This is a genomic window from Paenibacillus vietnamensis (genome assembly GCF_020169515.1).
GTDB lineage: Bacteria > Bacillota > Bacilli > Paenibacillales > Paenibacillaceae > Pristimantibacillus > Pristimantibacillus vietnamensis.
Genome location: NZ_JAHMHW010000001.1, coordinates 653,107 through 676,554, shown reverse-complemented (window position 1 = coordinate 676,554; position 23,448 = coordinate 653,107). Strand labels below are relative to the sequence as shown.

25 protein-coding genes and 1 riboswitch are annotated in these 23,448 nt (G+C 57.6%); of the genes, 4 read left to right on the top strand and 21 right to left on the bottom strand.

Annotated features, from left to right (window positions below):
• Nucleotides 1-64: 64 nt before the first annotated feature.
• The 12 genes from KP806_RS02900 to KP806_RS02845 all read right to left on the bottom strand — a co-directional run bounded on the left by KP806_RS02900 (nt 65) and on the right by KP806_RS02845 (nt 12,255).
• Entirely contained in the window at nt 65-877 is an 813-nt protein-coding gene (locus KP806_RS02900) for a TatD family hydrolase (protein WP_224722034.1), read from the bottom strand.
• On the bottom strand, nt 877-1,674 hold the full coding sequence (locus tag KP806_RS02895) for an ABC transporter ATP-binding protein (protein WP_224722033.1): 798 nt from the start codon (nt 1,672-1,674) through the stop codon (nt 877-879). Before KP806_RS02895 ends, KP806_RS02900 begins: the two co-directional genes overlap by 1 nt.
• Entirely contained in the window at nt 1,671-2,450 is a 780-nt protein-coding gene (locus KP806_RS02890; protein ID WP_224722032.1) for an ABC transporter permease, read from the bottom strand. The genes KP806_RS02895 and KP806_RS02890 overlap by 4 nt, the downstream gene beginning before the upstream one ends.
• Complete coding sequence (locus tag KP806_RS02885; protein ID WP_224722031.1) at nt 2,440-2,742, bottom strand: thiamine-binding protein; 303 nt, start codon at nt 2,740-2,742, stop codon at nt 2,440-2,442. Before KP806_RS02885 ends, KP806_RS02890 begins: the two co-directional genes overlap by 11 nt.
• 39 nt (nt 2,743-2,781) lie before the next feature.
• Nucleotides 2,782-3,765 carry an ABC transporter substrate-binding protein gene (locus KP806_RS02880; RefSeq protein WP_224722420.1) on the bottom strand — a complete coding sequence of 328 codons (984 nt, stop codon included), beginning with the start codon at nt 3,763-3,765 and terminating at the stop codon, nt 2,782-2,784.
• A 219-nt stretch (nt 3,766-3,984) separates the two neighbouring features.
• Nucleotides 3,985-4,097, bottom strand: a riboswitch (TPP riboswitch).
• Nucleotides 4,098-4,168: 71 nt separating this feature from the next.
• Nucleotides 4,169-5,260: a GerAB/ArcD/ProY family transporter gene (locus KP806_RS02875; RefSeq protein ID WP_224722030.1), complete on the bottom strand. Its 1,092-nt coding sequence runs from the start codon at nt 5,258-5,260 to the stop codon at nt 4,169-4,171.
• Nucleotides 5,261-5,276: 16 nt separating this feature from the next.
• Complete coding sequence (locus tag KP806_RS02870; RefSeq protein ID WP_224722029.1) at nt 5,277-6,479, bottom strand: Ger(x)C family spore germination protein; 1,203 nt, start codon at nt 6,477-6,479, stop codon at nt 5,277-5,279.
• 19 nt (nt 6,480-6,498) lie between these two features.
• A complete protein-coding gene (locus KP806_RS02865; RefSeq protein ID WP_224722028.1) occupies nt 6,499-8,046 on the bottom strand; it encodes a spore germination protein in 1,548 nt (515 codons plus the stop codon).
• A gap of 73 nt (nt 8,047-8,119) precedes the next feature.
• Nucleotides 8,120-8,323, bottom strand: a complete 204-nt coding sequence (locus KP806_RS02860; protein ID WP_224722027.1) for a CLC_0170 family protein — start codon at nt 8,321-8,323, stop codon at nt 8,120-8,122.
• A 36-nt stretch (nt 8,324-8,359) separates the two neighbouring features.
• Nucleotides 8,360-9,571, bottom strand: a complete 1,212-nt coding sequence (locus KP806_RS02855; protein WP_224722026.1) for a Ger(x)C family spore germination protein — start codon at nt 9,569-9,571, stop codon at nt 8,360-8,362.
• Between the two features lie 11 nt (nt 9,572-9,582).
• Entirely contained in the window at nt 9,583-10,677 is a 1,095-nt protein-coding gene (locus KP806_RS02850; RefSeq protein WP_224722025.1) for a GerAB/ArcD/ProY family transporter, read from the bottom strand.
• A gap of 3 nt (nt 10,678-10,680) precedes the next feature.
• Nucleotides 10,681-12,255 carry a spore germination protein gene (locus tag KP806_RS02845; protein ID WP_224722419.1) on the bottom strand — a complete coding sequence of 525 codons (1,575 nt, stop codon included), beginning with the start codon at nt 12,253-12,255 and terminating at the stop codon, nt 10,681-10,683.
• A 309-nt stretch (nt 12,256-12,564) separates the two neighbouring features.
• Between KP806_RS02845 and KP806_RS02840 the strand changes: the two genes are divergently transcribed.
• Nucleotides 12,565-13,830 carry a DNA polymerase IV gene (locus KP806_RS02840; RefSeq protein WP_224722024.1) on the top strand — a complete coding sequence of 422 codons (1,266 nt, stop codon included), beginning with the start codon at nt 12,565-12,567 and terminating at the stop codon, nt 13,828-13,830.
• Nucleotides 13,827-14,153, top strand: coding sequence for a YolD-like family protein (locus KP806_RS02835; protein ID WP_224722023.1), 327 nt, complete (start codon nt 13,827-13,829; stop codon nt 14,151-14,153). Before KP806_RS02840 ends, KP806_RS02835 begins: the two co-directional genes overlap by 4 nt.
• A 39-nt stretch (nt 14,154-14,192) precedes the next feature.
• On the opposite strand, the gene KP806_RS02830 is transcribed toward KP806_RS02835, so the two are convergent.
• On the bottom strand, nt 14,193-15,482 hold the full coding sequence (locus KP806_RS02830) for a DUF2515 domain-containing protein (RefSeq protein ID WP_224722022.1): 1,290 nt from the start codon (nt 15,480-15,482) through the stop codon (nt 14,193-14,195).
• A gap of 156 nt (nt 15,483-15,638) precedes the next feature.
• Between KP806_RS02830 and KP806_RS02825 the strand changes: the two genes are divergently transcribed.
• Nucleotides 15,639-16,334, top strand: a complete 696-nt coding sequence (locus tag KP806_RS02825) for an SOS response-associated peptidase (RefSeq protein WP_224722021.1) — start codon at nt 15,639-15,641, stop codon at nt 16,332-16,334.
• A gap of 39 nt (nt 16,335-16,373) precedes the next feature.
• Here the strand turns inward: KP806_RS02825 and KP806_RS02820 are convergent, their stop codons facing one another.
• The 5 genes from KP806_RS02820 to KP806_RS02800 all read right to left on the bottom strand — a co-directional run bounded on the left by KP806_RS02820 (nt 16,374) and on the right by KP806_RS02800 (nt 21,845).
• Complete coding sequence (locus KP806_RS02820; protein WP_224722020.1) at nt 16,374-16,661, bottom strand: stage VI sporulation protein F; 288 nt, start codon at nt 16,659-16,661, stop codon at nt 16,374-16,376.
• 75 nt (nt 16,662-16,736) lie between these two features.
• Nucleotides 16,737-18,791: an ATP-dependent DNA helicase RecG gene (gene recG / locus KP806_RS02815; protein WP_224722019.1), complete on the bottom strand. Its 2,055-nt coding sequence runs from the start codon at nt 18,789-18,791 to the stop codon at nt 16,737-16,739.
• Nucleotides 18,792-18,795: 4 nt separating this feature from the next.
• Nucleotides 18,796-19,650, bottom strand: a complete 855-nt coding sequence (locus tag KP806_RS02810) for a DegV family protein (protein WP_224722418.1) — start codon at nt 19,648-19,650, stop codon at nt 18,796-18,798.
• Nucleotides 19,651-19,684: 34 nt separating this feature from the next.
• Nucleotides 19,685-21,427 carry a DAK2 domain-containing protein gene (locus KP806_RS02805; RefSeq protein ID WP_224722417.1) on the bottom strand — a complete coding sequence of 581 codons (1,743 nt, stop codon included), beginning with the start codon at nt 21,425-21,427 and terminating at the stop codon, nt 19,685-19,687.
• Between the two features lie 58 nt (nt 21,428-21,485).
• Entirely contained in the window at nt 21,486-21,845 is a 360-nt protein-coding gene (locus tag KP806_RS02800; protein WP_224722018.1) for an Asp23/Gls24 family envelope stress response protein, read from the bottom strand.
• Between the two features lie 175 nt (nt 21,846-22,020).
• On the opposite strand from KP806_RS02800, the gene rpmB reads away from it, so the two are divergent.
• Nucleotides 22,021-22,209: a 50S ribosomal protein L28 gene (gene rpmB / locus KP806_RS02795; protein ID WP_137185270.1), complete on the top strand. Its 189-nt coding sequence runs from the start codon at nt 22,021-22,023 to the stop codon at nt 22,207-22,209.
• Between the two features lie 98 nt (nt 22,210-22,307).
• Here rpmB and spoVM read toward each other — a convergent pair whose 3' ends face one another.
• The 3 genes from spoVM to rpe form a co-directional block, all read right to left on the bottom strand.
• Nucleotides 22,308-22,388 carry a stage V sporulation protein SpoVM gene (spoVM, locus tag KP806_RS02790; RefSeq protein ID WP_040711006.1) on the bottom strand — a complete coding sequence of 27 codons (81 nt, stop codon included), beginning with the start codon at nt 22,386-22,388 and terminating at the stop codon, nt 22,308-22,310.
• A 125-nt stretch (nt 22,389-22,513) separates the two neighbouring features.
• Complete coding sequence (locus tag KP806_RS02785; protein WP_224722017.1) at nt 22,514-22,786, bottom strand: hypothetical protein; 273 nt, start codon at nt 22,784-22,786, stop codon at nt 22,514-22,516.
• Nucleotides 22,787-22,798: 12 nt separating this feature from the next.
• Complete coding sequence (rpe, locus tag KP806_RS02780; RefSeq protein ID WP_224722016.1) at nt 22,799-23,443, bottom strand: ribulose-phosphate 3-epimerase; 645 nt, start codon at nt 23,441-23,443, stop codon at nt 22,799-22,801.
• Nucleotides 23,444-23,448: the final 5 nt, after the last annotated feature.

The window sequence follows — 23,448 nt, the reverse complement described above, 5'->3', positions numbered from 1 at the left end:
ACAAAAAAAGAATACGCCCCGATGGAAGCGGGCTTCCGTCAAGGCGCATAGAGCCGTCTGTCTTTTAAATTCCGTAAAAGCTTCGTGTATTGTCTAGCAGCTCGCGCGCAGCTTGCCCCGCAGGCAGCCGCTTGATCTCCGCGACCTTCGCCGCGGCATCCTTCGCCATTGCGGGCCTCGTGCTCCGGCCGGCATACGGGCCCTCGAACGGCCAAGGCCCGTCCGTCTCGACCATGAGCAGCTCCAGCGGATAGCTCCGGACAAGCTGCTGAATTTCCTCCTCGTAGGCGACGTCCGGCGTCACCGATACCCGGTAGCCGCTTGCCGCCATGCGCCGGACGACCGCCTCGCTTCCTTTGAACCAATGGAAATGGGCTCGCCGCACCCCGTGCCGCTCCAAGAGGTCGCAGGCCTTGCCGGCATCCTCGTAAACCGCATGCAGCACGATCGGGCGGTCCAGCTCCGCCGCCAGCGCAGCAAACCGGTCCAGAAGGGCCAGATAAGGCGCCTCATCGAAGCGCTCGCCCTTCGCTTCCGCTTCGGTCCGCGTATAATACGGCAAGCCCACCTCGCCGATCGCGAACCGCTCGCCCGCTTCATGGCGCGACCGGATCCAGCCGAACAGCTCGTCAAGCTCCGGGCCGGAGGGAAGCGGCTGCTCGGGATGAAAGCCGTAGGCGGGATGCACCTTGCCGGGATACCGCTGCGCAAGCCCGCGGTTCACGATAGAGGAACCCAGATTCATCGAAACCGCCACGACGGCAGCCGCCCCTTCTTCAAATGCGGCCTCCAGCATCGGCTCCCGCTCCTGCTCTTCGTACAGATCGACATGAATATGCGCGTCGATAAACGCTTTTCCGTTCCGCTCCCCGGCCATCATTCTCCCTCCTCCATATCGGCCTTGAGCAGCCCGTATATGCGCTGCTTCAGCTCGTTAAACCGCGGATCCGTCCAGAGCGCTTCGCTTCGCGGCCTCCCGAATGGAACCGTAAACTCCTCCCGGACAACCGCAGGGGATGATGACAGGACAAGAATGCGGTCGGACAGCAGCAGCGCTTCTTCGATGCTGTGCGTCACCAGCAGCACCGATCTGCGGTTTTGCTCCCAAATCGACATCAGCCACTGCTGCATCTGCAGCCGGGTCAAAGCGTCGAGCGCGCCGAACGGCTCGTCTAGCAGCATCAGCCGCTGAGGAGCGAGCAGCGCCCTCAGGAAGGAGACGCGCTGCAGCATGCCGCCGGACAGCACGCGGGGATAGGCGTCCGCATATTCCTGAAGGCCGATCCTCTCCAGCCATTCATTCGTTTTCTCCTTGGCCGCTCGCCGGTCGACTCCGGATATGGCAAGAGACAGCTCGATATTGCCCGCCACGGTTAACCAAGGGAGCAGCGCCGATTGCTGGGGCATGTAGGAGATATGCCCGCGCTCGCCGGTCGTCAGCTTGCCCCCGATCCGGACGTCGCCCTCCGACGGCCGCTCCAGACCGCCGATCACTTTGAACAGCGTCGTTTTCCCGCTGCCGGACGGCCCGACGATCGACACAAATTCTCCGTCGGCTACCGTCAGCGACAAACCTCCGAGCACCTCCTTGCCCGCACCCCGCTTGCCAAACGACTTCCGCACGCCCTGCACCCGCAGCGCTTCCCGTCCCAACGCTTCCAGATGTCCGTTCATTCCTTACCCGCCTCCTTTTCCGGCTGCCAGCGTATGAAGCAGCGCTCCGCCAGAACGACGAGACCGAACAGCGCCAGGCTGAGCGCGACGATGACGAACACCGCAGCATATCCGCGGTCCGGCATGAACCCTTTGAACGACAGGAGCATAAAAGCGCCAAGCCCCTTGTTCGTGCCCAGCCATTCCGCCACAATCGCGCTCAGGACGCTGTAGGAGGCGGATATTTTTAGGCCGGAGAACAGATGGACGATCGCATGAGGAAGCTCGACCCGCCAGAACATTTGCCATTTGCCGATGCCGATCATTTGAAAATAATGGCGGAGCTGCGGATCCGGACTGGACAAGCCTCCTAGCGTGGCAACGGTCACCGGAAAAAAACATACGACCATGAGAAGCAGCACTTTGGGCAAAAAGCCGTAGCCGAGCAGCATCGTCAAGATAGGCGCAATTGCGATCACGGGCACGTTCTGGGACAGGACGAGCAGCGGGTACGCTCCGGTTCGCAGTCCCGGGATCAGATGCAGCAAAGCGGCGAGCACGAAGCCCGCCGCCGATCCTCCCGCGAAGCCGGCCAGCGTAAGCCGCACCGTCGCTTCCGTATGCTCCATAAGCCGCGGCCAAACGCGCGCCGCCTCCTGCACGATGGCAAGCGGCGACGGCAGCAGCCAGTCCGCTACTCCGCCCAGTGTTACCGCCGCCTGCCAGCAGGCGAGCAGTCCGGCAAGCACGGCAATGGGAGGCCATGCCTTCGCCAAAAAACCTTTCTTACTGGCCATCCGGGTATTTCTCCAGCAGCCTGCCCATGGAAGCGCCATTTGCCGGATTGTAATAAATTTTCACCTGCGAAATGACCGACGGGCAGCCCATCTCCGCCATCGCTTCGTTCATCTTCTGCACGACACCCAGCAGATGGCCGAGCTCGCCTTCCATCGTCGTTTCCAGCGGTGCGACCCGGTACGGAACGCCTTCCGCTTTAATGATATCGATTGCCTTATCCACATAAGGAATGACGCTTTCCCCGCCCGGCGTCGTCGGCAATATTTGAATGCTTACAAGAGCATTGGCCATGTCGAACCCTTCCTTCTCCCGGTTAGTAAAGTTGCCGTATTACTGGGGCAAAAACTCGTTCGTGAACGCCTTCTCCGCCTCAAGCTCCTTCTCCAGCAGCTTGTGCTCGTACATCCAGTCCGCATAATTTTCCCATACGCTCAGCTTCTGCTCGCCCCAGCGAGGCGCGTCGTCCTGGTATTTCGGGCTCAGCCATTTCTGGCTCGCGCGCACCAGCTCCGCGTTCAGGTCCGGCTCGGCTTTGATCAGCACCTCGGCCGCGTCCTCCGGATTGTCGATCGCGTACTTATAGCCCTTCGCCGCAGCCGCCGTAAAAGCTTTAACGATTTCCGGCTTTTCGGCGATCATCGACTCGCTCGTCGCAAGCACCGGCGTGTAATAATCCAGCTTGTCGCTGTAATCGGTCAGGTAAAGCATGTTGATCTTCTCGCCGCGCAGCTCCGCCTCAACGCCTGTCCATGCGTAATAGATCCATGCAAAATCGATATCCCGCTTCACCGCCGTGAAGAAATCGGCGTTGCCGATGCTCATGATGTTCACTTTGTTAATATCGGCGTTTTTCTCTTCCATGAGCGACTGAATGACCGCCTCCTCGACGGGAGCGCCCCAGCCGCCGTACGTTTTGCCTTCGAATTTCTCAGGGGAATCGATGCCCTTCTCGGCCGGCGATGCAAAACCTGAGGTGTTGTGCTGAATGACCGCAGCGAGCGAGACGAGCGGCACGCCCGCAATGCGCGCCATCGTAATCGACTCCTGGTAGCTGACGCCGAACTGCACCTCGCCGGAGGCGACCATCTGGTCGGCGCCGCTTTCGCCGGGCTGAATGATTTCTACGTCAAGACCCTGTTCCTTGAAATAACCTTTATCCCTGGCGACATAAAGTCCGGTATGGTTCGTGTTCGGCGTCCAGTCGAGCACGACCTGCACCTTCTCGAGCGGCTTCTCCGCCTCCGCTTGTCCGTTCTGGCCCGGCGTTTCCTCCTTCGACCCGCAGCCGGCCAGCGCCAGCGCGAGCACGAGCATGCCGGCAACGCCTTTCCATGACGCTTGTCCTTTGTTCTTCGGTTTAAACATGATAGTTCCCCTCTCTGAAGCTTATGTTCGCAGTTCGAATGATGACGATATCCCCTGTCCCTGGGCGTACAACAACAAAAGGCGCCCTCCGGATCCGGAGGGCGCCATATCATCGGCTGTGCGTCTGCTTGTCGGCGCCCCGCTCCGGCCTTCGGAGCAAAATGCGCATTCCATACAGTGCTTGCGTCCCTACGCTGGCATTACCCAGATCAGGTTAACGGGTCGGAATAATGAAGCGAATTCCCTCTCAGCCGGCCTTAAGCCAGCTCCCCGGAGCTTATGAAGATTCGTCAACAAGCTCCATTGTAAGCAAAATCCGACTAAATAGCTAGTCTTTTTTCGGCGTGCCGCGTTAAGCTGCCGGCCGGGCCGCTTTATATTTTTTGCGGAGGCCGACCGCCAGCATGAGAACGGGCAGGACGATTTGGAACAGCGGTACGATTTTGAGCGTAATGTCAAGGCCGATCCATATATGGTACGTATTGTTCGGCTCCAGAAAGGACGAAGCGTATATCGCGGCTCCGATCGGCATGACCCAGTTGCGGTAGGCTATGCCGGTAACCGCGCTCAGCGTCAGGGCGGAGGCCATATACAGCGCGGTCATTTTGACATACAATCCGATAAAAAGCAGCAGCGTGACGATGACGTCAAGCCGCTCCAGGAAATTCGCCAGCCTGATCAGCTGTACCGCCTCCAGAAGCGGCAGCGCCGACAGGGAGGACACCTCGGGCCCGAGCACGCACAGCGTCAGCATGTTCATCAGAATGAGGAACAGCGAAACCCCCGCCTGCGACCAGTACGAGGCGCGGCCGATAGTATTCTTCTCGGCGACATGCTTCCAGAAGACGAGCATAATGACCATCTGGCCGAACGGAAAGGACAGCAAATCTGGGAACGCCGCCTTCAGCACGGGTGCAAGCCCGTTTTCCAAAACGGGCTTAAGCTGGCTGATGTCCGGCAGCCGGGCGACAAGCAAAAGCAGGACGATGACCATATAGCTGAGGACGGCGACCGGCATAAGCAGCTGAATGACCCGTACGAATACCTCCAGCCCTTTGCTGACGGTATACGCGGCTACGGCTAATATGAGCAGCATGACGATCCACTTTGGCGTAAGGGGCAGCAGCGCGATCATCGTCAGCTCTCCGACGTCCCTTACGTTGCGCATTGACTCATAGGCGAACCACAGCATGTGGATCAGCCCCACCGCCCCGCCGAGCCATTTGCCGAAATGCATCATATACAGCTCGGCCAAGCCGGCTTCGGGAGCCCGCCTCTGGATTCGGAGGTACATGGCGGTAAGCAGCAAGCCGGCCGCTGCGGCCAGCGTCATTGCGATCCAGGCATCCTGCTTCGCCTCGATGCCGAGCTCGAACAGCGGGGTGCTGCCGATCAGAAACAGAATGATCAAAATGGACAGCTGATTTTTGCCGATTCGCTGCATACCGTCTCCTTTCCGGCTACGAGCGGCTCTTCTTCTGCACCTGCTTAAAGCCGCTGCCGCTCATGCCTGTTGAATTGATTTTAACGCGTACCGTCGCCTCGATGTCCATCTGCGAGAAATGCTCCGGCCAATCCCCCTTCATTTCCTTCCACGCTTTCGGGTACTTTTTGTGAATCGTACTGCCGAACCCGACGACGTCCGCCTTATGCTTGCGGACGGCCTGCCAGCCTTTCTCGAGCAGGCTTTCGATTTCTCTCTCGATCAGCCGCGCCACCTTGTCCACCTCGTAAGGCTTCATCAAGTCCCCCCCGCAGTTGTATTCCAGCAGTCCCCCCTCAGCTTTCACTTGAACGCGCATGATCCACTTGCCGCCCGACCGCGCGGGACTTAGCTTCGTCTTTGCCGAAATGATGCGAATGGAGGACTGCTTGCGCTCCGTATCCCCAGCGCACGAAAAGGCAACCGTCGTTCGTTTGATGTGGTCCGCCAGCCACATAACGCCGAAGCTTTCTTCCTTTGATACCCATCCGACCAGCTTGTCCTTCTCGATCAATCCCAGATCATAAAGCCTCACCTTGGAGGGGGTATTTGTGATGCTGAGCATTTCCGACCTGTCCAGGTTCTCGTTCGTACCTCCTACCACCAGGCTCGGAATGCCCGTCGCCTGCGAGGCGCCAAGCAAATCCTGCACGACGTTATGCATCGTCATTTGCCGGAAGTCGGAGCTGTTCTTCTCTTCAAAATCGATCATGCGCTGGATGGCATTGCCCGGTATTTTCTCCAGGGGGATAAGCTGCTCGAGAATTCGTCTCGCGCTCCCCTTCGCCAGAAACACGGTTACCGTTTCCCGCGAGTCCGCGTTGCGCAAATAGACGTCGAACACCTGCTCCAGCCCTCTGCGCGCGGCCTCCTGCCCGATGATTACAATCTGATTATGGGAAAAATACAGCTGGCGCGTCGTTTCCTGGCTCGCCTTCTTCGTCGCGATCCGGAAATTGTCTCCCGATGTCGAGAACACGTTGACGGGTGCGGCTGTGCTCGTCGAAGGGCTTTGGCTGGAAATCGTCTGCGGAATAACGACCTGGTGGGACAGCACCCACTTGCCGTCCTTCCAGTCCACGCCCGTAGCCGAAATGATTCCGATCTCATTGAGCTCGACCCGGTTCCAGCAGCCGCTCGTCAACAGGCATACGATACAGATGATGCAGAGCCTCCACATAAGTCTCAATCCTCCCGCGTCAAGGCTTGCCGGAATGGCGCTGCGCCGGCGGCTTTTTTTTGTTCGGGCGCCGCTTCGGATTACGCATTTTCATATCGAGCGGCCTCATGACGATGGCCCACCACGGCATACGGATAAACATATCCCTGAACAGCCCCTGCGCTGCTCCGCCGGGCGCCAGCGGCGACATATACGGCACGCCGAACGACCGGAGCGAAGCCAGATGGATCAGCATGAACAGCCCCGATACGAAAATGCCGAAAAAGCCGAGCATGCCCGCCATTAGCATAAAGCCGAACCGGATGATCCGGGAGGTCGCCGCCATATTGAATTCCGGCATAACGAAATTCGAGATGGCGGTGAACGATACGACGATGACCATCCCCGCCGATACGATGCCCGCCTGAACGGCTGATTGGCCGAGCACGAGAGCGCCAACGATCGAAATCGCGGGGCCGATCGCTCTCGGCATCCTGAGGCCGGCTTCGCGCAGCACCTCGAAGGTCATCTCCATCAGCAGCGCCTCGACCAGACCGGGAAACGGAATGCCCTCCCGCTGGGCGGCGAGGCTGATCAGAAGCGTCGTCGGCAGCATTTCCTGATGGTACGTCGTCACCGCAATGTACAAGGCGGGCAGCAGCATGGAAACCACATACGCCACATAGCGGATGACACGGATGAATGTCGCGATGTCGTAACGCTGATAAAAGTCCTCCGGCGATTGAAAAAAGCTGAAAAAGGTCGTCGGCGCCATCAAAGCGATCGGGGTCCCGTCCACGATAATGGCTACCCGGCCCTCCAGCAAAGCCGCTGCCACCGTATCCGGCCTCTCCGTATTCAGAAGCGTCGGAAACAGCGTAAACGTCTCATCCTGGATAAACTCCTCGATATAACCGCTTTCGAGAATGCCGTCGATGTCGATGGCGGCCAGCCTGCGGTACACCTCCTTCAGGATGCCTTCATCGACGATGCCGTGCACATAAAGCACCGCTACATTCGTATGGGTCTGCTTACCGACCTTGTGGATTTGCACATGCAGGCTGGAAGAGCGGATCACCCGGCGGATCAGGCTGATATTCGTCCTTAAGCTTTCGACGAAGCCGTACTGCGGTCCGCGGATGACCGTCTGGGTTTGCGCAATGCCGACGGACCGCTCCTCGCCCCCGTTCACGTCCGCCGTCAGCGCGGCCGCGCTCCCGTCCGCCATAATGACGCACAGCCCGTCGGCCATATACTGCAGCGCTTCATCCAGCGTATGAATATCCCGCATGGAGCCGACGGAGACGACGCAGCCGCGCAGCGCTTCAAGCAGCCGCGCCCCTTTCTCGATGACATACTCCGGAAGCTGAAGCGACATGAGCGGCTCCATGACGCTCCGGTTAATCGTTTCGGCATCTACGATTCCATCCACGTAGGCGATGGCAAGCCTGCGGCCGGGAGCCGCATCGCTGCGGAACACCCGAATCACCACATCCGAGCTTTCGCCGAACCGGCTGCGGATTGCCTGCACGTTTGCCTGCAGCGACGGACTGAGCGGCGTATGCGCTTCTGCGTTTTGTTTGTTCATAGCGGCACCTTTCATTTCCATGTTGCTTCTATTTTGGCGCATGCCGGCTGTGAATATGTACCTTTTCGGCCGGTTAATAGAAAATGAACATCGTCAGCAGCAGGAGTAAGCCGAGCGCAAGATTCACCCAGCCGAGCGCGCGCGATACTTTGTACGGCTTGCCCGCGGCCTCCGCCTTGTAGACCCGGGCATCGACGAGCAGCATGACAAGTCCGCTCACCAAGCACAAAAAAATGATATAGCCGAAGGAGTGCAGCGTATATCCTTCCACGATCATGATTTACCGCCTCCTCCCGTCAAGTAGCTGGAAGCCTTACAAGGCTTTCGCCCCGATCCTGCGGACGTTCACCGCGACGACGATGTCGAAGGTCACATCCTTATACATCCGCTGCCAAGCTTCCTTCGTTTTGATTTCGCTGTTCCAGTAGCCCGGCTTTTTCGCTCTTACGCGCTCCCCGAAGCCGAAGATGTCCGAGCCCTTCTCCTGTGTCTTTTTAAGCATGTTCTCATAAAAAAGAGTGGAGTTTTTCTCCTGCTTTTGCTGGATAAGCCGGATCACCTCCGGAGTAATGTGCGCCTCCTGCTTGATTTTTTCCTCGATATTTACTTCGAGCGCGACTTCGATCCGAAAATGCGGGACGCCGTTCCTGATTTCAAGTTTTATGCTTGACCGGCGCTGCGTGGCAGCCGATACGAACGAATTGTTCGCCACATTGATAAATGACCGGTAACCTGCCGGATTAATGCCTTTCAGCCCCAAATATCCGGCGATCTCGATCGGTTGGGTCGCGCCGACCATTTTATCGCTCCTAAAGTAAGCAAGCCCGCTAACTTCCACGTTCTGCTCTTTTTTCATTTGGACATACGGCAGAAACCCCTCCTGTCCCTTCTTGGAGGAATGGCTCCAGTAAATGCCGATATAATCCTCCGGAAACTTGCCCAGCTTCACTCCCTCGTCCAGAGTGGACATGAGATACAGCGTCGGAACCCGCTCCAGCTTCGGAGCCGCCTTCATTAAATCGAGCGCTTTTCCCTTCGAGACGATCATCCAGGCCATTCGGCGGACTTCCGCATTTCGGCGGAAATAATCGTTTACGTTGTCCATCCCCCGTCTCGCCAGCGCCTCGGAAATGACGATGACGCGCAAATGCCCGAAAAAAAGCTTGCTGGACACCTGCTGCTGCAAATTCATGAAGGCATCGTCTATCGAATGCCCCACAACGTCAATCACCCATACCGTTTGCGACGAATCCCCTTTTCCCCCGCCCGACTCCCCGGGGCCAAGCGGTATTCTGCCCGGCAGGGCGATCTGGACGCCGACGCGCACCATAGCATGGTCCGGTAAGGGAAGCGAGCCCTCTACATGGGAAACCTCGCTCTCCTCCGCCTCCGCCTCCTCTCCCGCTACATCGATGGAAACGCCGAGCACGACCGCGCGCTCCTCAAGCTCGAGCCGGTCCCAGCAGCCGGTAAGCAGCGGAACAGCCATGGAAAGAACTAGTGCCAAGCTGACGGTTTTGAACAAGCGGCTGGTCCTCAGGAGACATCCCCTCTTTTCTTGCGGAAGATCGAAATCAGGAGCAGCAGGCCGGGATACAGGATCGTAATGCTTAAGCCGAACCGCCCGACAATTTCAATAATATCGTACATCTGGACGATGTTTTGCGGCAGCATCGCCATGACAAATACGACCGGCAGCAGAAAAAAGGAAAACAGCTTATGATCGTCCATCCGGAACAGATGGGCGGTGGCGCGGACCGTCAAAAAATGGCTGGACAGCAGCGTCGTAAAGACGGCCGTCACCCAAACCGCAAGAAACGCCGCATCGAGCCGCTCCAGCACGTTGGCGGGCAGCGAGGTCGCTTTCGCCAGCTCCAGCGTCGGCCACAGCAGCTTCTTGATTTCCTCCGCTCCGAAAACGCTGACCGCCGCCGCGACGATGGCCACATACAGCCCCCCGGCGAGAGCTAATCCCCCCATGCTGGCGATCATCGCCCTTTCCGGCCTGCGCATCGCCGGAATGACCATCGTCAAAATAAAGGAGCCCTGGAACAGGGCCGCGATCGTCAGAACCCCTGCCCATATCCCCGGAGAACCGGTCGTGAATGCCGGCTGCAGATTAATGACATCCGCATTTTTCAAGGATAGAAATACAATCAGAATGCCGGGAAACAGCAGCAGCGGAAAGTAGAAATGATGGAGATAAGCAAAGGTCGTTATATTCTTCCGGGTGGAAATGGCCGCAAGCAGCAGCATGACGATAACGGTTACTTCTACAGGCGTTCTTTTCAAAACGGAAGTGACGACGACCTCCCCGAATTCCCTCGCCGCCAATGACGTCAGCACGGCGAAAAAGACGATGATGAGCAGGCTTCCGAGCCATGCCGGAATTTTGCCGATGATCGCCTCGCTGTACTGGATGATCGATTGGTTCGGAAAGCGCATGCCCAGCCACGCGATTAGCGCCAGACCGCATATCGCCAGCAGCATGCCGAGCAGCGTTACCAGCGGCGCCGCCGAATCCCCCGCGCGAACGGCGAAGAGCGGAAGCGGGAGAACGCCTACCCCGATAATCGTGCTGACTATAATAGCAGCCGTCTGAATGGCCGTAATCTGGCGTTTCTCTTCCACAGCTCATCCCTCCTTGCCGTTTTCTTGCGCTGTATCCATCAGATTGCCTTCGAGCGTTTTTTCCGTTTGCTCCCCCAGCTTCCTGTCGTCGACCGGCCCGAGGAAGGAAGGGCGGCGCGTCATCCAGCTGAGCGGCCCCCGGACGATCAGATCCTTCATGCCCTGGAAATTTCCCGGAACGAGCGGGCTTAAGTAAGGAACGCCAAACGATTTTAACGATAATAGATGGTTTGCGATCAGGATCAGCCCGATCATGACCCCGTAAAGCCCGAACACCCCCGCCATGACGATGAGCGGGAACCGGAGCAGACGCAGCGCCAGTGCCGCATTGTAAGCGGGCGTCGCGAACGATCCGATCGTCGTCAGCGCGATGATCACGACGGTAATCGGGCTCGCAAAGCCCGCCGCGACCGCCGCTTGGCCGACGACAAGCACGCCTACGATCGACAGCGCCCCGCCTACCTGCTGCGGCAGGCGGATCGTCGCTTCCCGCAGCACCTCCATCGAGGTTTCGATAATGAGCACCTCGATGACGGCGGGGAACGGAACGCCTGCCCTGCCGCCGGCTACGGCAACCGCGAATTCCGTCGGAATAAGCTCCGGGTTAAACGAAATGATCGAGACGTAGATCGACGGAAACACGAGGGAGAACACGAGCGCGATCAGCCTGGCGAGCCGGATTGCGCTCATCAGCAGGAACCGCTCGGTATAGTCCTCCACGGTCTGGTAAAACTGGCTGAACACCGTCGGTACGACCAGAGCGAGCGGCGACCCGTCCACGAGTATGGCGACCCGGCCCTCGAGAAGGTTCGCCACGATTTTGTCCGGCCGCTCCGTATACTGGACCTGGGGAAACGGGGATATATGGTTATCCTCGATGAATTGCTCCAGGTAACCCGAATCCATCACCGCATCGATATCGATTTTGGATAAGCGCTTCTTCACTTCCTCTACAAGCTCGGGATTGGTAATGCCCTCCATAAAACAGATGGCCACCTTCGAATTCGTCCGGCGCCCGATTTCCATCGAATGGATGCGCAGATCGGCGGACTGCAGCCGGTAGCGGATTAGCGCGATGTTCGTTCCGAGCTGCTCGATCAAGCCTTCGCGCGGACCGCGGATGACCTGCTCGGTCGCCGGCTGGTCGATCGCCCGCTTCTCGATTTTCCGGGTGCCAATGACGAGCACCTCGCCGCTGCCTTCGATCGCTACAACCGTGCCGCCCCGCAAAATACCGTTCGCCAGCTTGGCGAGCTCGGTTTCCCTTACGGCCTCACTGTTGTACAGCGCATCGTTCAGCAGCACCTCCATCAGCTGAGGCGGCTCCGCCGGCTTTCCTTCCAAATGGGACGGCTTGTACATGAGCGGCTTCAAAATATCAACATTTATCGTTATCTGGTCGGCCATATTCGAGAAATAGGCCAAAACCGCAGGATGCTCGCCGAACACACGGAAATGCCGAATGATCAGATCGCTGTTTCCTCCGAAGAGCATTTCGATGAAATCGACTGTATCGTCCAGCCTGGTGCTGACCGGCTTATTCTCATAAGCATCCAGTTTCTGGCCGGGAGCCGCCACCGCCTTTTTTTGCTTCGGTTTTCCGTACCCTTTCAAAATTCGCACAGCTTCACGCCCCTCTGCGGCTACAGTTATCGGACAAAAATGCCGCATAATACAGTTGTAGCTTTTGCATCTCATAGAAAAAATATCCACGTCCTGCTGCTGACGGGACGAGCTTGCAGCTTATGTCAATAATAACCACAAAAATCCTGTAGAATAAGAACTTGCGTTCTGTATATAATAAGAACAAACGTTCCTATTCGGAGGGGAGCCCTATGAGCCTTATGACAACGAACGAACAGCCTAGCTCCGCAGGCGGTGGCGCCAATGCCTTCTGAGAGGGTCGTCATGCTCGCCGACTGCCAATCCTTCTATGCATCCGTGGAGAAGGCGGAGCATCCCGAGTACCGTCATTTGCCGGTTGCCGTTGCGGGCGACCCGGAGCGCAGATCCGGCATTATCCTTGCCGCCTGCCCGATCGCCAAGAAGGCCGGCGTCACGACCGCGGAGCGTCTCGGGGATGCGCTGGCGAAATGCCCGGAGCTCGTCATTATCCGGCCGCGCATGCAGCTGTACATCGACACCTCTATGAAGATCACAAGCATTTATCAATCGTTCACCGACCTGGTTGAGCCTTATTCGATCGACGAGCAATTTCTGGACGTCACCGGCTCGCTGCATTTGTACGGCTCGCCGGCGGAGCTGGCCCGCATGATTCAGGCCCGCATTCAGGAGGAGCTCGGCGTATACACCCGCTTCGGCATCGCCGAGAACAAAATTTTGGCGAAGACGGCCTGCGACAATTATGCCAAGAAGAACGGCTCAGGCCTGTTCGAGCTGCCGAAGAACCGGCTGAGCGAGACGCTGTGGACGCTCCCGATCGGCAAAATGTTTATGGTGGGCAGCCGGATGACCCGCCATTTTAACGCGATGGGGATCGATACGATCGGCAAGCTTGCAGAGACGCCGCTGGAGCGGCTGAAGCAAATGATGAGGCGCAAATTCGGCAAAAACTCCGATATTAACGCCGAGCTTTACTGGCGCATCGCCAACGGGATCGACGACAGCCCCGTCAAGCCCGGCACCCATGAGGTTGCGCCGCAGACGGTCGGCCATATGATGACGCTGCCGCGCGATTACGGAAAGCTGGAGGAGATCAAGGTCGTGCTGCTCGAGCTGACCGAGCTCGTCTGCCAGCGCTGCCGCGGCAAGGGCTACATGGGGCATGTCGTTTCGGTCGGCTGCATGGGAGCCGATTACGACCGGCCGACCGGCTTCAGCCGCCAAATGAAAATGAGCGATCCGACCAACGTAACGAATCAGGTGTACCGGGCGGCCGTGGAGCTGCTGCTGAAGCATTGGGACGGCAATCCCGTCAGGAAGGTCGGCGTCAGCCTCTCGCAGCTGACGTCGGACGACGAATATCAGCTTTCGCTGTTTGATCCCGACCGGGAAAAGCATGCAGCGCTGGAGAGGGCGACCGATGCCCTCAAACGGAAATACGGTGACGCTACTATTTTACGAGCGGTTTCGATCACTCCTGCAGGGCAGGCGCAGCACCGCTCCGAGAAAATTGGAGGACACTATAAATGAGGAAGAAACTGGAAGGAAATGGACTTTGGGAATCGAGCCGCATGATGCTGCCGGAGCATAAGGTCGCGATTAACGAACAGCAGGCGGCGCTTCGGCTTCGGCAGCGTATCGAGCTTGACGAGCAGGAATGGGAGCATGTCGCCCGCTGCGTGAGCGAGTCGCTGCAGCAGCGCCGCCAAATCGCGATGAGGCTGTTCCATCCCGCCGAGGAGCTGACCGTCATCGGCATTGTGGACCGCATCGATCAGCTGAAGGGCCGTTTTATGGTCGACGGCGAATGGTTTGCGATGAACGACATTGAAGGAGCGGACATCGAGGAATAAAAGCCGCGGACGCGGGCACTGGAGCCTTGCGCCGGCAGCCTAGCTCTCCCGCTGCGCCGCCAGCACGGCCAGCTCAAGCTTATTAAGCATAAACCCGTATTCATGCGAAATTTCGAACATGTGCGGCAGGGGCAGCTTCTGAAAGTAAGGAGCGACATCAGAAGCCAAGCGGAACCAGTCGCCCCGTTCGGGCGGCACGAGCGGCCGGTCGCTCCACGCTGCGCCGAGCTCGGGGCTGTACAGCGGCTTCGCCCCCTGCCTCAGCCGGCCGCCGAGCAGCCGCTCCGCATACTCGGTCTCGGGCGGCCCGCAAAGCGTCCGCGCGAACAAATGAGGGGCATAATCGGCACGCGAGCCGGTATGCTTCACAGCCCCGGCGAAGCGGCGCGCTCCCTCGCGGACGCGGGGAATGCCGAAGAGCAGCGCATACAGCCGCTTGCCGAACTCGATTCTCTCCTTCAAATGCTCGAATCGCTCCAGAATCAGCCCCGAAAGCTTAAGCGTCGCACCGTCTTTGGCGGATTCCTGACGCCCGTACGGAAACAGGACGCCGTTCAGCTGCAGGACGGATTGCAGGCCGAAAAACAGCGTATGAAGCACTGCTTCACTATAAAAGGGATGCTGCACAATGCGCCGCTCGATAAAATTTTGTTCGTTCACGATAAGGGCAACCGTCAGCGGGACCGGATTCCGGTCCCGCCAAAACTGCTTCCAGACCGGCAGCATGAATCTCGACACGCCGAAGGCCGGCAGCAGGTGAAACAAGCTCCTCCCTTCCCGAAGGCTCCATTCATAGAGCCTGAGCTGCGGATAGGCGTCATGGAAGATGAAAGCATTCGCCTGCTCCAGGAAGAGGAAGACCGCCTCTCTCTGCCCGGTCAGGAGCAGCCGCGGCAGCAGCTCTCCCTGCAAATCCGTCATGTTCCAGCCGCCGTTGCGGGACACCATATGCGCGAGCAGTGACCAATGCAGCTCGGGCGTGCGGAAATACACCGAGCGGTAAGCTTCGGTGCGCGTGACGTTATTCCGGTTGCAGGCTGCCGTCTCCGCACGGATCCGTTCGATCGTCGCCTGCTCCTGCACGCTCCAGTCCGGCGCATCGGCGGGGTCGGCCGAAGCTTCCAGCTTCGACCAAGCGGCCGTAAGCCTTGCAGCCGCGGCAGCGGGAAGCTCCAGCGGCACGGCCTCGGCAAGCATCGCTTGCGAAGCGGTTAAAGCTTCAAATTTGCCCAAAGCGTAATGATAGGCTGCGGACGGCAGCTCCAGTAGCTGACCGAGCCAATAGCCGAATGACGGCCGGCCTAGGCCAGCCCGATTTTTGTCGTCCATCCGACAAGCCCCTTCCTCACAAAACGTCAACAAGCGTATCCTCTCTCTCCAGTATCCTCCACACGGCGGATCATCATACTTGACGAGCGGCATATGCTTTATACGCGCCTGCGGGGTATAATGAAGAGAAAAACAAACGGCGAAAGGAGAATCGGCATGTGCGGAAGATATACGCTCACCGTTACGCTTGAGGAATTGATGGTCCGGTACATGATCGACGAAACGATGGTGCCGTTTCACCGGCCCAAATATAACGTAGCGCCGAGCCAGATGGTGCTCTCCGTCGTCAATGACGGGAAGGGCAACCGTCTGGGCGAGCTCAAATGGGGACTCGTTCCTCCTTGGGCGAACGATCCGAAGATCGGGTTTCAAATGATCAACGCCCGCTCGGAAACGGCTGCGGCCAAGCCTGCCTTCGGCAAGCCGCTCCGCCGCAAACGCTGCCTCATCCCGGCGGACGGCTTCTATGAATGGAAGGCGACGGCGTCCGGCAAGCAGCCGATGCGCATCGTTCTGAAAGGCGGCGGCATATTCAGCATGGCAGGCCTTTACGAATCGTGGCTTTCGCCTGATGGCGCCAAAATCAGCTCCTGCACGATTCTGACGACGGCCCCGAACGCCCTGGTCGCGCCGATCCATGACCGGATGCCGGTCATTTTAAGGCGGGAGGACGAGCTGCTGTGGCTTGACCGCTCCGTAACCGACACGGATACGCTGCTGCCTCTGCTGCAGCCGTACGATTCGGAGGAGATGACAGCATATCCGGTAGGCAAAGCCGTCGGCAGCGTCCGCAACGACGATTGCTCGCTGATCGAGCCGTTTGCCCTGGACGAGCAGCTGAAGCTATGGTAGCGGAGTCCGCTGCAAAAAAAAATCGCCGACCCCGACAGGTCAGCGAAACATGCCCCACAGCTTTAGCAGATGAAACGTGTTGTTGGGGTCGATTTTTTGCGCCATCACAAAGTTCACGATCTGTTCTTCCTGCATATCGGTAAGCTGCTCCTGCAAAATAACGGCGGCCGCTTTCACAAGCCTTCTCACCTTCGGCCGGTCCTGCAAATCATACTTCGTCACGTTACCAAGCAGCTGCCTGATCCGATCCTTCACAACGGCGTTTTTTAATTTATATTTGATGCGTTCGACAAGCTGGGGCTTAATACCGTATTTTTGGTAACTCACCTTCCAGACACCTCCATCCGGCTGTCCAATCCATTCCCATCTTTAGACTATATGCCGAATAACGGATAATCTTGCCTAGTCGAGCTGCTCCCCTTGAAAAAACGGATCGTTCTGCAGCATCCGGCGCAATCTCTCGAAGGCCGCTTCCGTCCAGAATTCCTCGCGTCCGGTCAGCTCGGCCGCATCCTCGCGGGCTTCCTCCAGCACCTCGTAGTCCGCCGCCATATCGGCAAGCCGGAACTCCGGCAGGCCGCTCTGCTTCGTTCCGAAGAAATCGCCGGGGCCGCGGATTTCAAGATCCCGCCTGGATACCTCAAAGCCGTCGTCGGTTTCCGTCATGACCTTCATCCGCTCCTTGCCGGTTTCCGACTTCGGATCGGCGACCAGTATGCAGTGGGACTGGTGCTCGCCCCGGCCCACCCGGCCGCGCAGCTGATGAAGCTGCGACAGGCCGAAGCGCTCCGCATCCATAATGATCATGAGCGTCGCGTTCGGAACGTCGACGCCGACCTCCACGACCGTCGTGGCGACGAGCACCTGGCATTCGCCTGCTCCGAACGCCCCCATCACCGACTCCTTCTCCGCTGCCGACATCCGGCCGTGCAGCAGGCCGACGCACAGGTCGGGAAACGACTGCTGCGTTTGCACGTACAGATCGATGGCGTTTTGAACGTCCAGCTTTTCGGATTCCTCGATCAGCGGGCAGATGATATACGCCTGCCGTCCCTTGGCAACCTCCTTGCGGATAAAGCCCTGAACACGCTCCATCATGCTGTGCTTTACCCAGTACGTCTTAATCGGCTTACGGCCGTGCGGCCTTTCCTTGATCGTCGATACATCCATATCGCCGAAGGCGGTGATCGCCATCGTTCGCGGAATCGGCGTAGCCGTCATAGTGAGCACATCGGGATTGAGCCCTTTGCGCCTAAGCACGCTGCGCTGGTTAACCCCGAAACGGTGCTGCTCGTCCACGACAACAAGCCCGAGACTGCGGAAAAACACATCCTCCTGGATAAGCGCATGAGTGCCGACAACGATATCGATCATGCCCATTTGCAGGTCGGCAAGCACATCCCGCCGCTTGCGCTCGGTCAAGCTGCCGGTCAGAAGCGCCACCTCGATGCCGTGGGACGCGAATAGGCGCTGAAGCGAGCGCATATGCTGCTCGGCCAAAATTTCCGTCGGCACCATGAGCGCCCCCTGATGGCCGGCTTTGACGGTGACGTAAAGCCCGATAGCGGCAACAACCGTTTTGCCCGAACCGACATCACCCTGCAGCAGCCGGTTCATACAGGAGGGCCGTCTCATATCGGTCGATATTTCATTGACCACCTGCTTCTGCCCGTCCGTCAGCTCGAAAGGCAGCGAGGCGGCGAACTGGCGGATCGTTTCGCTCTCGATCCGGTGGGCGATGCCATCACCCCGCTTGCGGTTCAGCGCGCGGTATGCCTGCAGCTTTAACTGAAACAGAAACAGCTCCTCGTACACCAGTCTCCTGCGGGCGGCTTGTCCCTTTTGCGTATCCTCCGGCAAATGAATGAGCATAACGGCATCCCGCCTGCCCATCAGCTTATGCCTCTCCAGCAGCTCAAGCGGCAGCGGTTCCTCCAGCATGGCGCCGTATTGCGTCAAGGCCTGGCGGATCGTCTTGCGCATCCAGACCTGCGTAATGCCTCCGCCGACAGAATATACCGGCTGCAGCGTACCGGTTTTGGCAGCGCGGCTGCTGTCCGGAAACTCCGAATCCGAAACCGTGATTTGGAGCCGCTGCTGCTCCCACTTGCCCGTCAGCATAATTTCGCGTCCGGCGGTCAGCTGATCCTGCAGGAAATGACGGTTAAACCATACGGCCGTAATCAGCCAATTCCCCACCTCGACCTTGCAGGTCAGCCTTGATTTGCTTCGGCCGTAGCGCTGAAGAAGCGGAACGCCCCGCACCTGGCCGAGCACCGTTACCTTTTCGCCATCCTTGACGTCCGTCAGCTCCCGAATCCGGTAATCCTCGTAGCGAAACGGAAAATAGTCGATCAGATCCTGGACGGTATGCACGCCAAAGGCGTGAAGCTCTTGTTCCTTGGGAGCGCTCACGCCTTTGATTTGCCGAACTGAAATTTGATCCAGCTTGATCATACGGTTAAAACCTGTGCATGAACACGGCTGACGTCCCCGGTCCGGTATGCGTGCCGATGACGGTTCCTACCGTCGTGTAGTTGATTGCCTGAACATTAAATTCGCTGATCACGAGTCTTGTCAGCTCATCACCCGCCGGATTCGGATTCGTCCATGCCATCGTCGCGCTTACCGGTTCGTCGCCGAACTGCTGCTTCAGCAGTTCGATAATGCGCGCCATCGCTTTTTTGGTGCCGCGCACCTTATCGACCGCCAGCACAACCCCGTCGTTGTCCAGCGATAAAATCGGTTTAATGTTCAAGATCGAGCCGATCAGTGCGGAAGCCTTGCCGATACGGCCGCCTTTCTGCAAAAAATCCAGCGAATCCACGAGAAAATAAAGCTGCGTATTGCGCTGCAGTTGGGCGATCTCCTCCAAAATACGTTCCTTCGTTTCGCCCGCCAGCGCCATTTCGGCCGCCTTCACGACACATAGGCCAAATCCGTAGGAAGCTGACTTGGAATCGACGATCGTAAGGTCCGCCCCGCCCTCCAGCATAGATTGCGCGATAACCGCCGATTGATGAGTACCGCTGAGCGCGGCCGACAGATGGATCGAAATAATCGGCGAATCGGCATCCTCATCCAGAAGGCGCTGATACACCTCCGAAAACTCGTGCGGCGAAGGCTGCGATGTGGTCGGCAGCACAGGCGCATGCGCCAGCTTCTCATAAAATTGTTCGGCGTGTATCGTAACGGCGTCCAAATAAGTCTCTTCGCCGAAAAGCACTTTAAGCGGTACCATCGTAATGCCAAGCTTCTCTCTGATGTCAGCCGGTATGTCGGCCGTACTGTCTGTTACAATTCGGACTTTCCCCACCATGAATCCCCTCCAACATGAAAAACGAATCCCGTTATTCTACGGCGAACACGTATGGATACAGCGGCTGGCCGCCCCTATGCACCTCAAGCTCCAGCTCCGGATAACGCTCGGCTATCCACTCGCACAGCGAAGCGGTTTCTGCGGAATCGGCTTCCGCTCCTGTAAGCACCGTAAGCAAATCTCCGCCGTCCTCCAGCATGCTGCTGACAAGCCCCCGGCAAGCCTGAAGCAGGCCGGCATCGGACACGACGATCGTTTTCTCCTTAATGCCGATAAAATCGCCTTCCTTGATGCTGACCCCTTCGATCTCCGTATCGCGGACCGCCTTCGTCACCTGACCGGAGAGTACCTGCCGGGCGGCGTTCGTCATCCAGGCGGTGTTGCGCTCGGCCGATTCCTCCTCCTTGAAAGCCAGCACGGCCGCAAGACCTTGCGGAATCGTTCTTGTAGGAATTACCGTCACGTCACGCTCGCTCAGCTCGGCAGCCTGCTCGGCGGCCAAAATGATATTGCCGTTATTCGGCAAAATATAAATATGCTCAGCCGACAACGCATCGATCGCCTTGACGAAATCCTCCGTGCTCGGATTCATCGTCTGCCCCCCGGACAAGACGGTATCAACCTCGTTATCGAGGAAAATATCCGCAATGCCGTCTCCCATCGCAACGGCTATAATGCCGAACGGCGCACGTTCGAATACTTGTCCCGGCGGCGTGACGGGCACGTCCTCACCCGCAAGCAGTCCGGCAAACGAATACTCCGCTGCACTCACTTCCGAATGCTCCTGTTCCAGCAAATCGCGATGCTGCTCGCGCATATTCAAGATGCGAATGTCGATGAGCTCGCCGTACGGCAGCGATGCATTTAAAACGTCCCCCGGCTTGCGCGAGTGAACATGAACCTTAATCAAATCCTCTTCTACGATTACGAGAATCGAGTCCCCGTCTTTTTCAAGCGCACGCTTGTAAGCGGATTCATCAAAAAACGCCGTTTTTGTGCCAGATAACTTCCGATTGATAAAAAATTCCATATCGTAAAGGAATTCAATAGCCTCCGTGGACAAGCGCGACTGTGCCGACGATATCGGCTCCTGAACACGCTTTAGCGGCGGAACGGCCGGCCTCGCGGCAGGAACGGCGACCTCCTCCGGAGGAGCTGCCTCCGACGGAATTGAATAGGAATCGTGCTCCCCTTCGCTATCAGACATGCTTCGCATGAATCCTTCATAAATATAAACGAGGCCCTGTCCGCCCGAATCGACGACTCCGACCTGCTTAAGGACCGGCAGCAAATCAGGCGTGCGCTGCAGCGTCTCATGCGCTTTCCCGTGCACTTCCCGCAGCAGCTCGGCAACGTCCCCCGATCTGCGCGCAAACTGCACCGCATGCTTGGCGGCCTCCTTCGCCACCGTAAGAATCGTACCCTCAACAGGCTTGACGACCGCCTTGTAGGCCATGTCGACGCCCTGCTGCAGCGCGGCGGCCACTTGGGCCGCGCCCGCTTCCTCGAGCCCTGCCAGCGATTTGGAGAATCCCCGGAAAAGCTGAGACAGAATGACGCCGGAGTTCCCCCTTGCGCCCATCAGCAGCCCCTTGGACAAAGCTTCCGTCGCTTTGCCGATGCCGTCTGCCGGCTTGCCGCGAAGCTCGCGCACCCCGGAGGTCATCGTCAAATTCATGTTCGTGCCTGTGTCACCGTCCGGGACGGGAAAAACATTCAACGCGTTAACGTATTCTGCGTTACGTTGTAATAGATCGGCGCCGAGCAGTGCCATTGCAGCAAAATCAGATCCGTTAATTGAGCGCTTACTCAACGAAAATTCCCTCCCTGTGTTACTTCGATACCCTAACGTCTTGCACGAATATATGGACTTCTTCCACTTGAAGGCCGATTACTTCATTCAGCACATATTTCACCTTCGACTGGATGTTATGCGCAACTTCGGAAATTTTCGTTCCGTAGCTCACGATGATATACAAGTCGATGTGCAGCTTCTCGTTTACCCGTCTGACCTCCACGCCGCGGGTAAAGTTTTCCCGGCCGAGCAGCTCGGCAATTCCGTCCTTCAGCTGTTTGCGAGAGGCCATTCCGACAAGCCCATAACAATCCAAAGCGGCCGACCCTGCCAGAATGGAGATAGCGTGATCGGTGACATGGATCGAACCAAGTTCGGTGCTGAGCTGTAAAGGCATGGACAATCACTCCCTTGCAATATGTATTATGGACTATGTATCATTGTACTATAAACGACTCCTTTATAGAAGTCCGCATATTTAGGTTGAACAGTCACCGTGTTTATGATACGATATTCGAGTGTGTTTAAATGTAATATCGCTTGCACCCGCAAATCTTAAAGGAGGTGTAGTCATGTCCCGTAAATGTTTTCTTACAGGTAAATCGCCTGGTACAGGTAACAACGTTTCCCACGCTAACAACAAAACTCGTCGTTCTTGGGGCGTAAACGTGCAGAAGGTTCGCATTCTCGTTGACGGTAAGCCAAAACGTGTTTATGTCAGCGCTCGCGCACTGAAATCCGGTAAAGTTACCCGCGTATAATGATGGCTCCGGCCATAGACAAAAGCACCTGAGCGCTCAGGTGCTTTTTTTCATGTTCACGATCGCGGCGGCCGAAGAGGATGCTCCGGCTTCCGAATCTAACTTTTTTGAAAGGTGTTCAAGATCGCCTTGACGAATCCGCCCAAAAACTTCGGCAGTTTTATCGTGTAAAATTTCATGCCTCATCCCTCCTCAGACACGCTCATCGAATTGAACCGTGACTAGAACCCTTCGCTCATGTAACCATCCTATGCGTTGCCGGTTCGTCCTATTCCATCGCGAGAGTGTCCGGGAGGGCCCATCCTTACAAGGCTGCGGGCGGAGGATTATCCCTTAAATAGATCACCGCTTGCACGACTACCGTGATGACCAGGTAGAAAAATACAGCCAGAACAAAGAAAGCGATCCGCAGTCCGAGCGATTCGAATCTGCGGAAAAATCGGATCCCTATGTATAACGCGAGCAGCGAAAATAAATACTTATAGATTTCCGTCAGCATCGAGAAAATCGCCAGCATCAGCCCCGCTAAAAACGTATAGCCGATCAGCCACAGCGTCGTTTTGACGCGTTCGTTCATGGCGTCTCCCGCCTAACGCAGAGCGGCGATGGCCGCTGCGCGGTCCTTCTCCGCAAATACCGCATTGCCGGCGACCAGCACGTTCGCGCCCGCTTCCCGGATCTGAGGCGCGGTAATCGGATTGACGCCTCCGTCTACCTGCACGTCGACCTTGTCCAGTCCCCGCTCCGCCAGCATCGCTCTAACCTGGCGCAATTTCTCAAGCGAATACGGAATAAACGCTTGTCCGCCAAACCCCGGGTTAACCGTCATAACCAGGACGAGATCAAGATCGTGCAGGATAGGCTCCAGCACGGAAACAGGCGTAGCCGGGTTGATCGCCACGCCTGCAGGAAGACCTTTTTCCTTAATGAAATGAACCGTTCTGTGCAGATGCACGCACGCTTCGGCATGCACCGTAATCCGGTCCGCTCCAGCGGCTATGTAATCGGCAAGCGACAGCTCCGGCCGCTCGATCATCAGATGAACGTCAAAGGGAAGCTTGGTAGCGGAACGCACGGCCGCTATAACCGGCGGTCCGAAGGTCAAATTCGGCACAAAATGCCCATCCATCACATCGACGTGAATCCAGTCGGCCCCTGCCGCGTCTACGGCTGCAATTTCTTCCCCCAGCCTTGCAAAATTCGCCGACAGTATAGAAGGCGCGATAATCGTCATAGTTG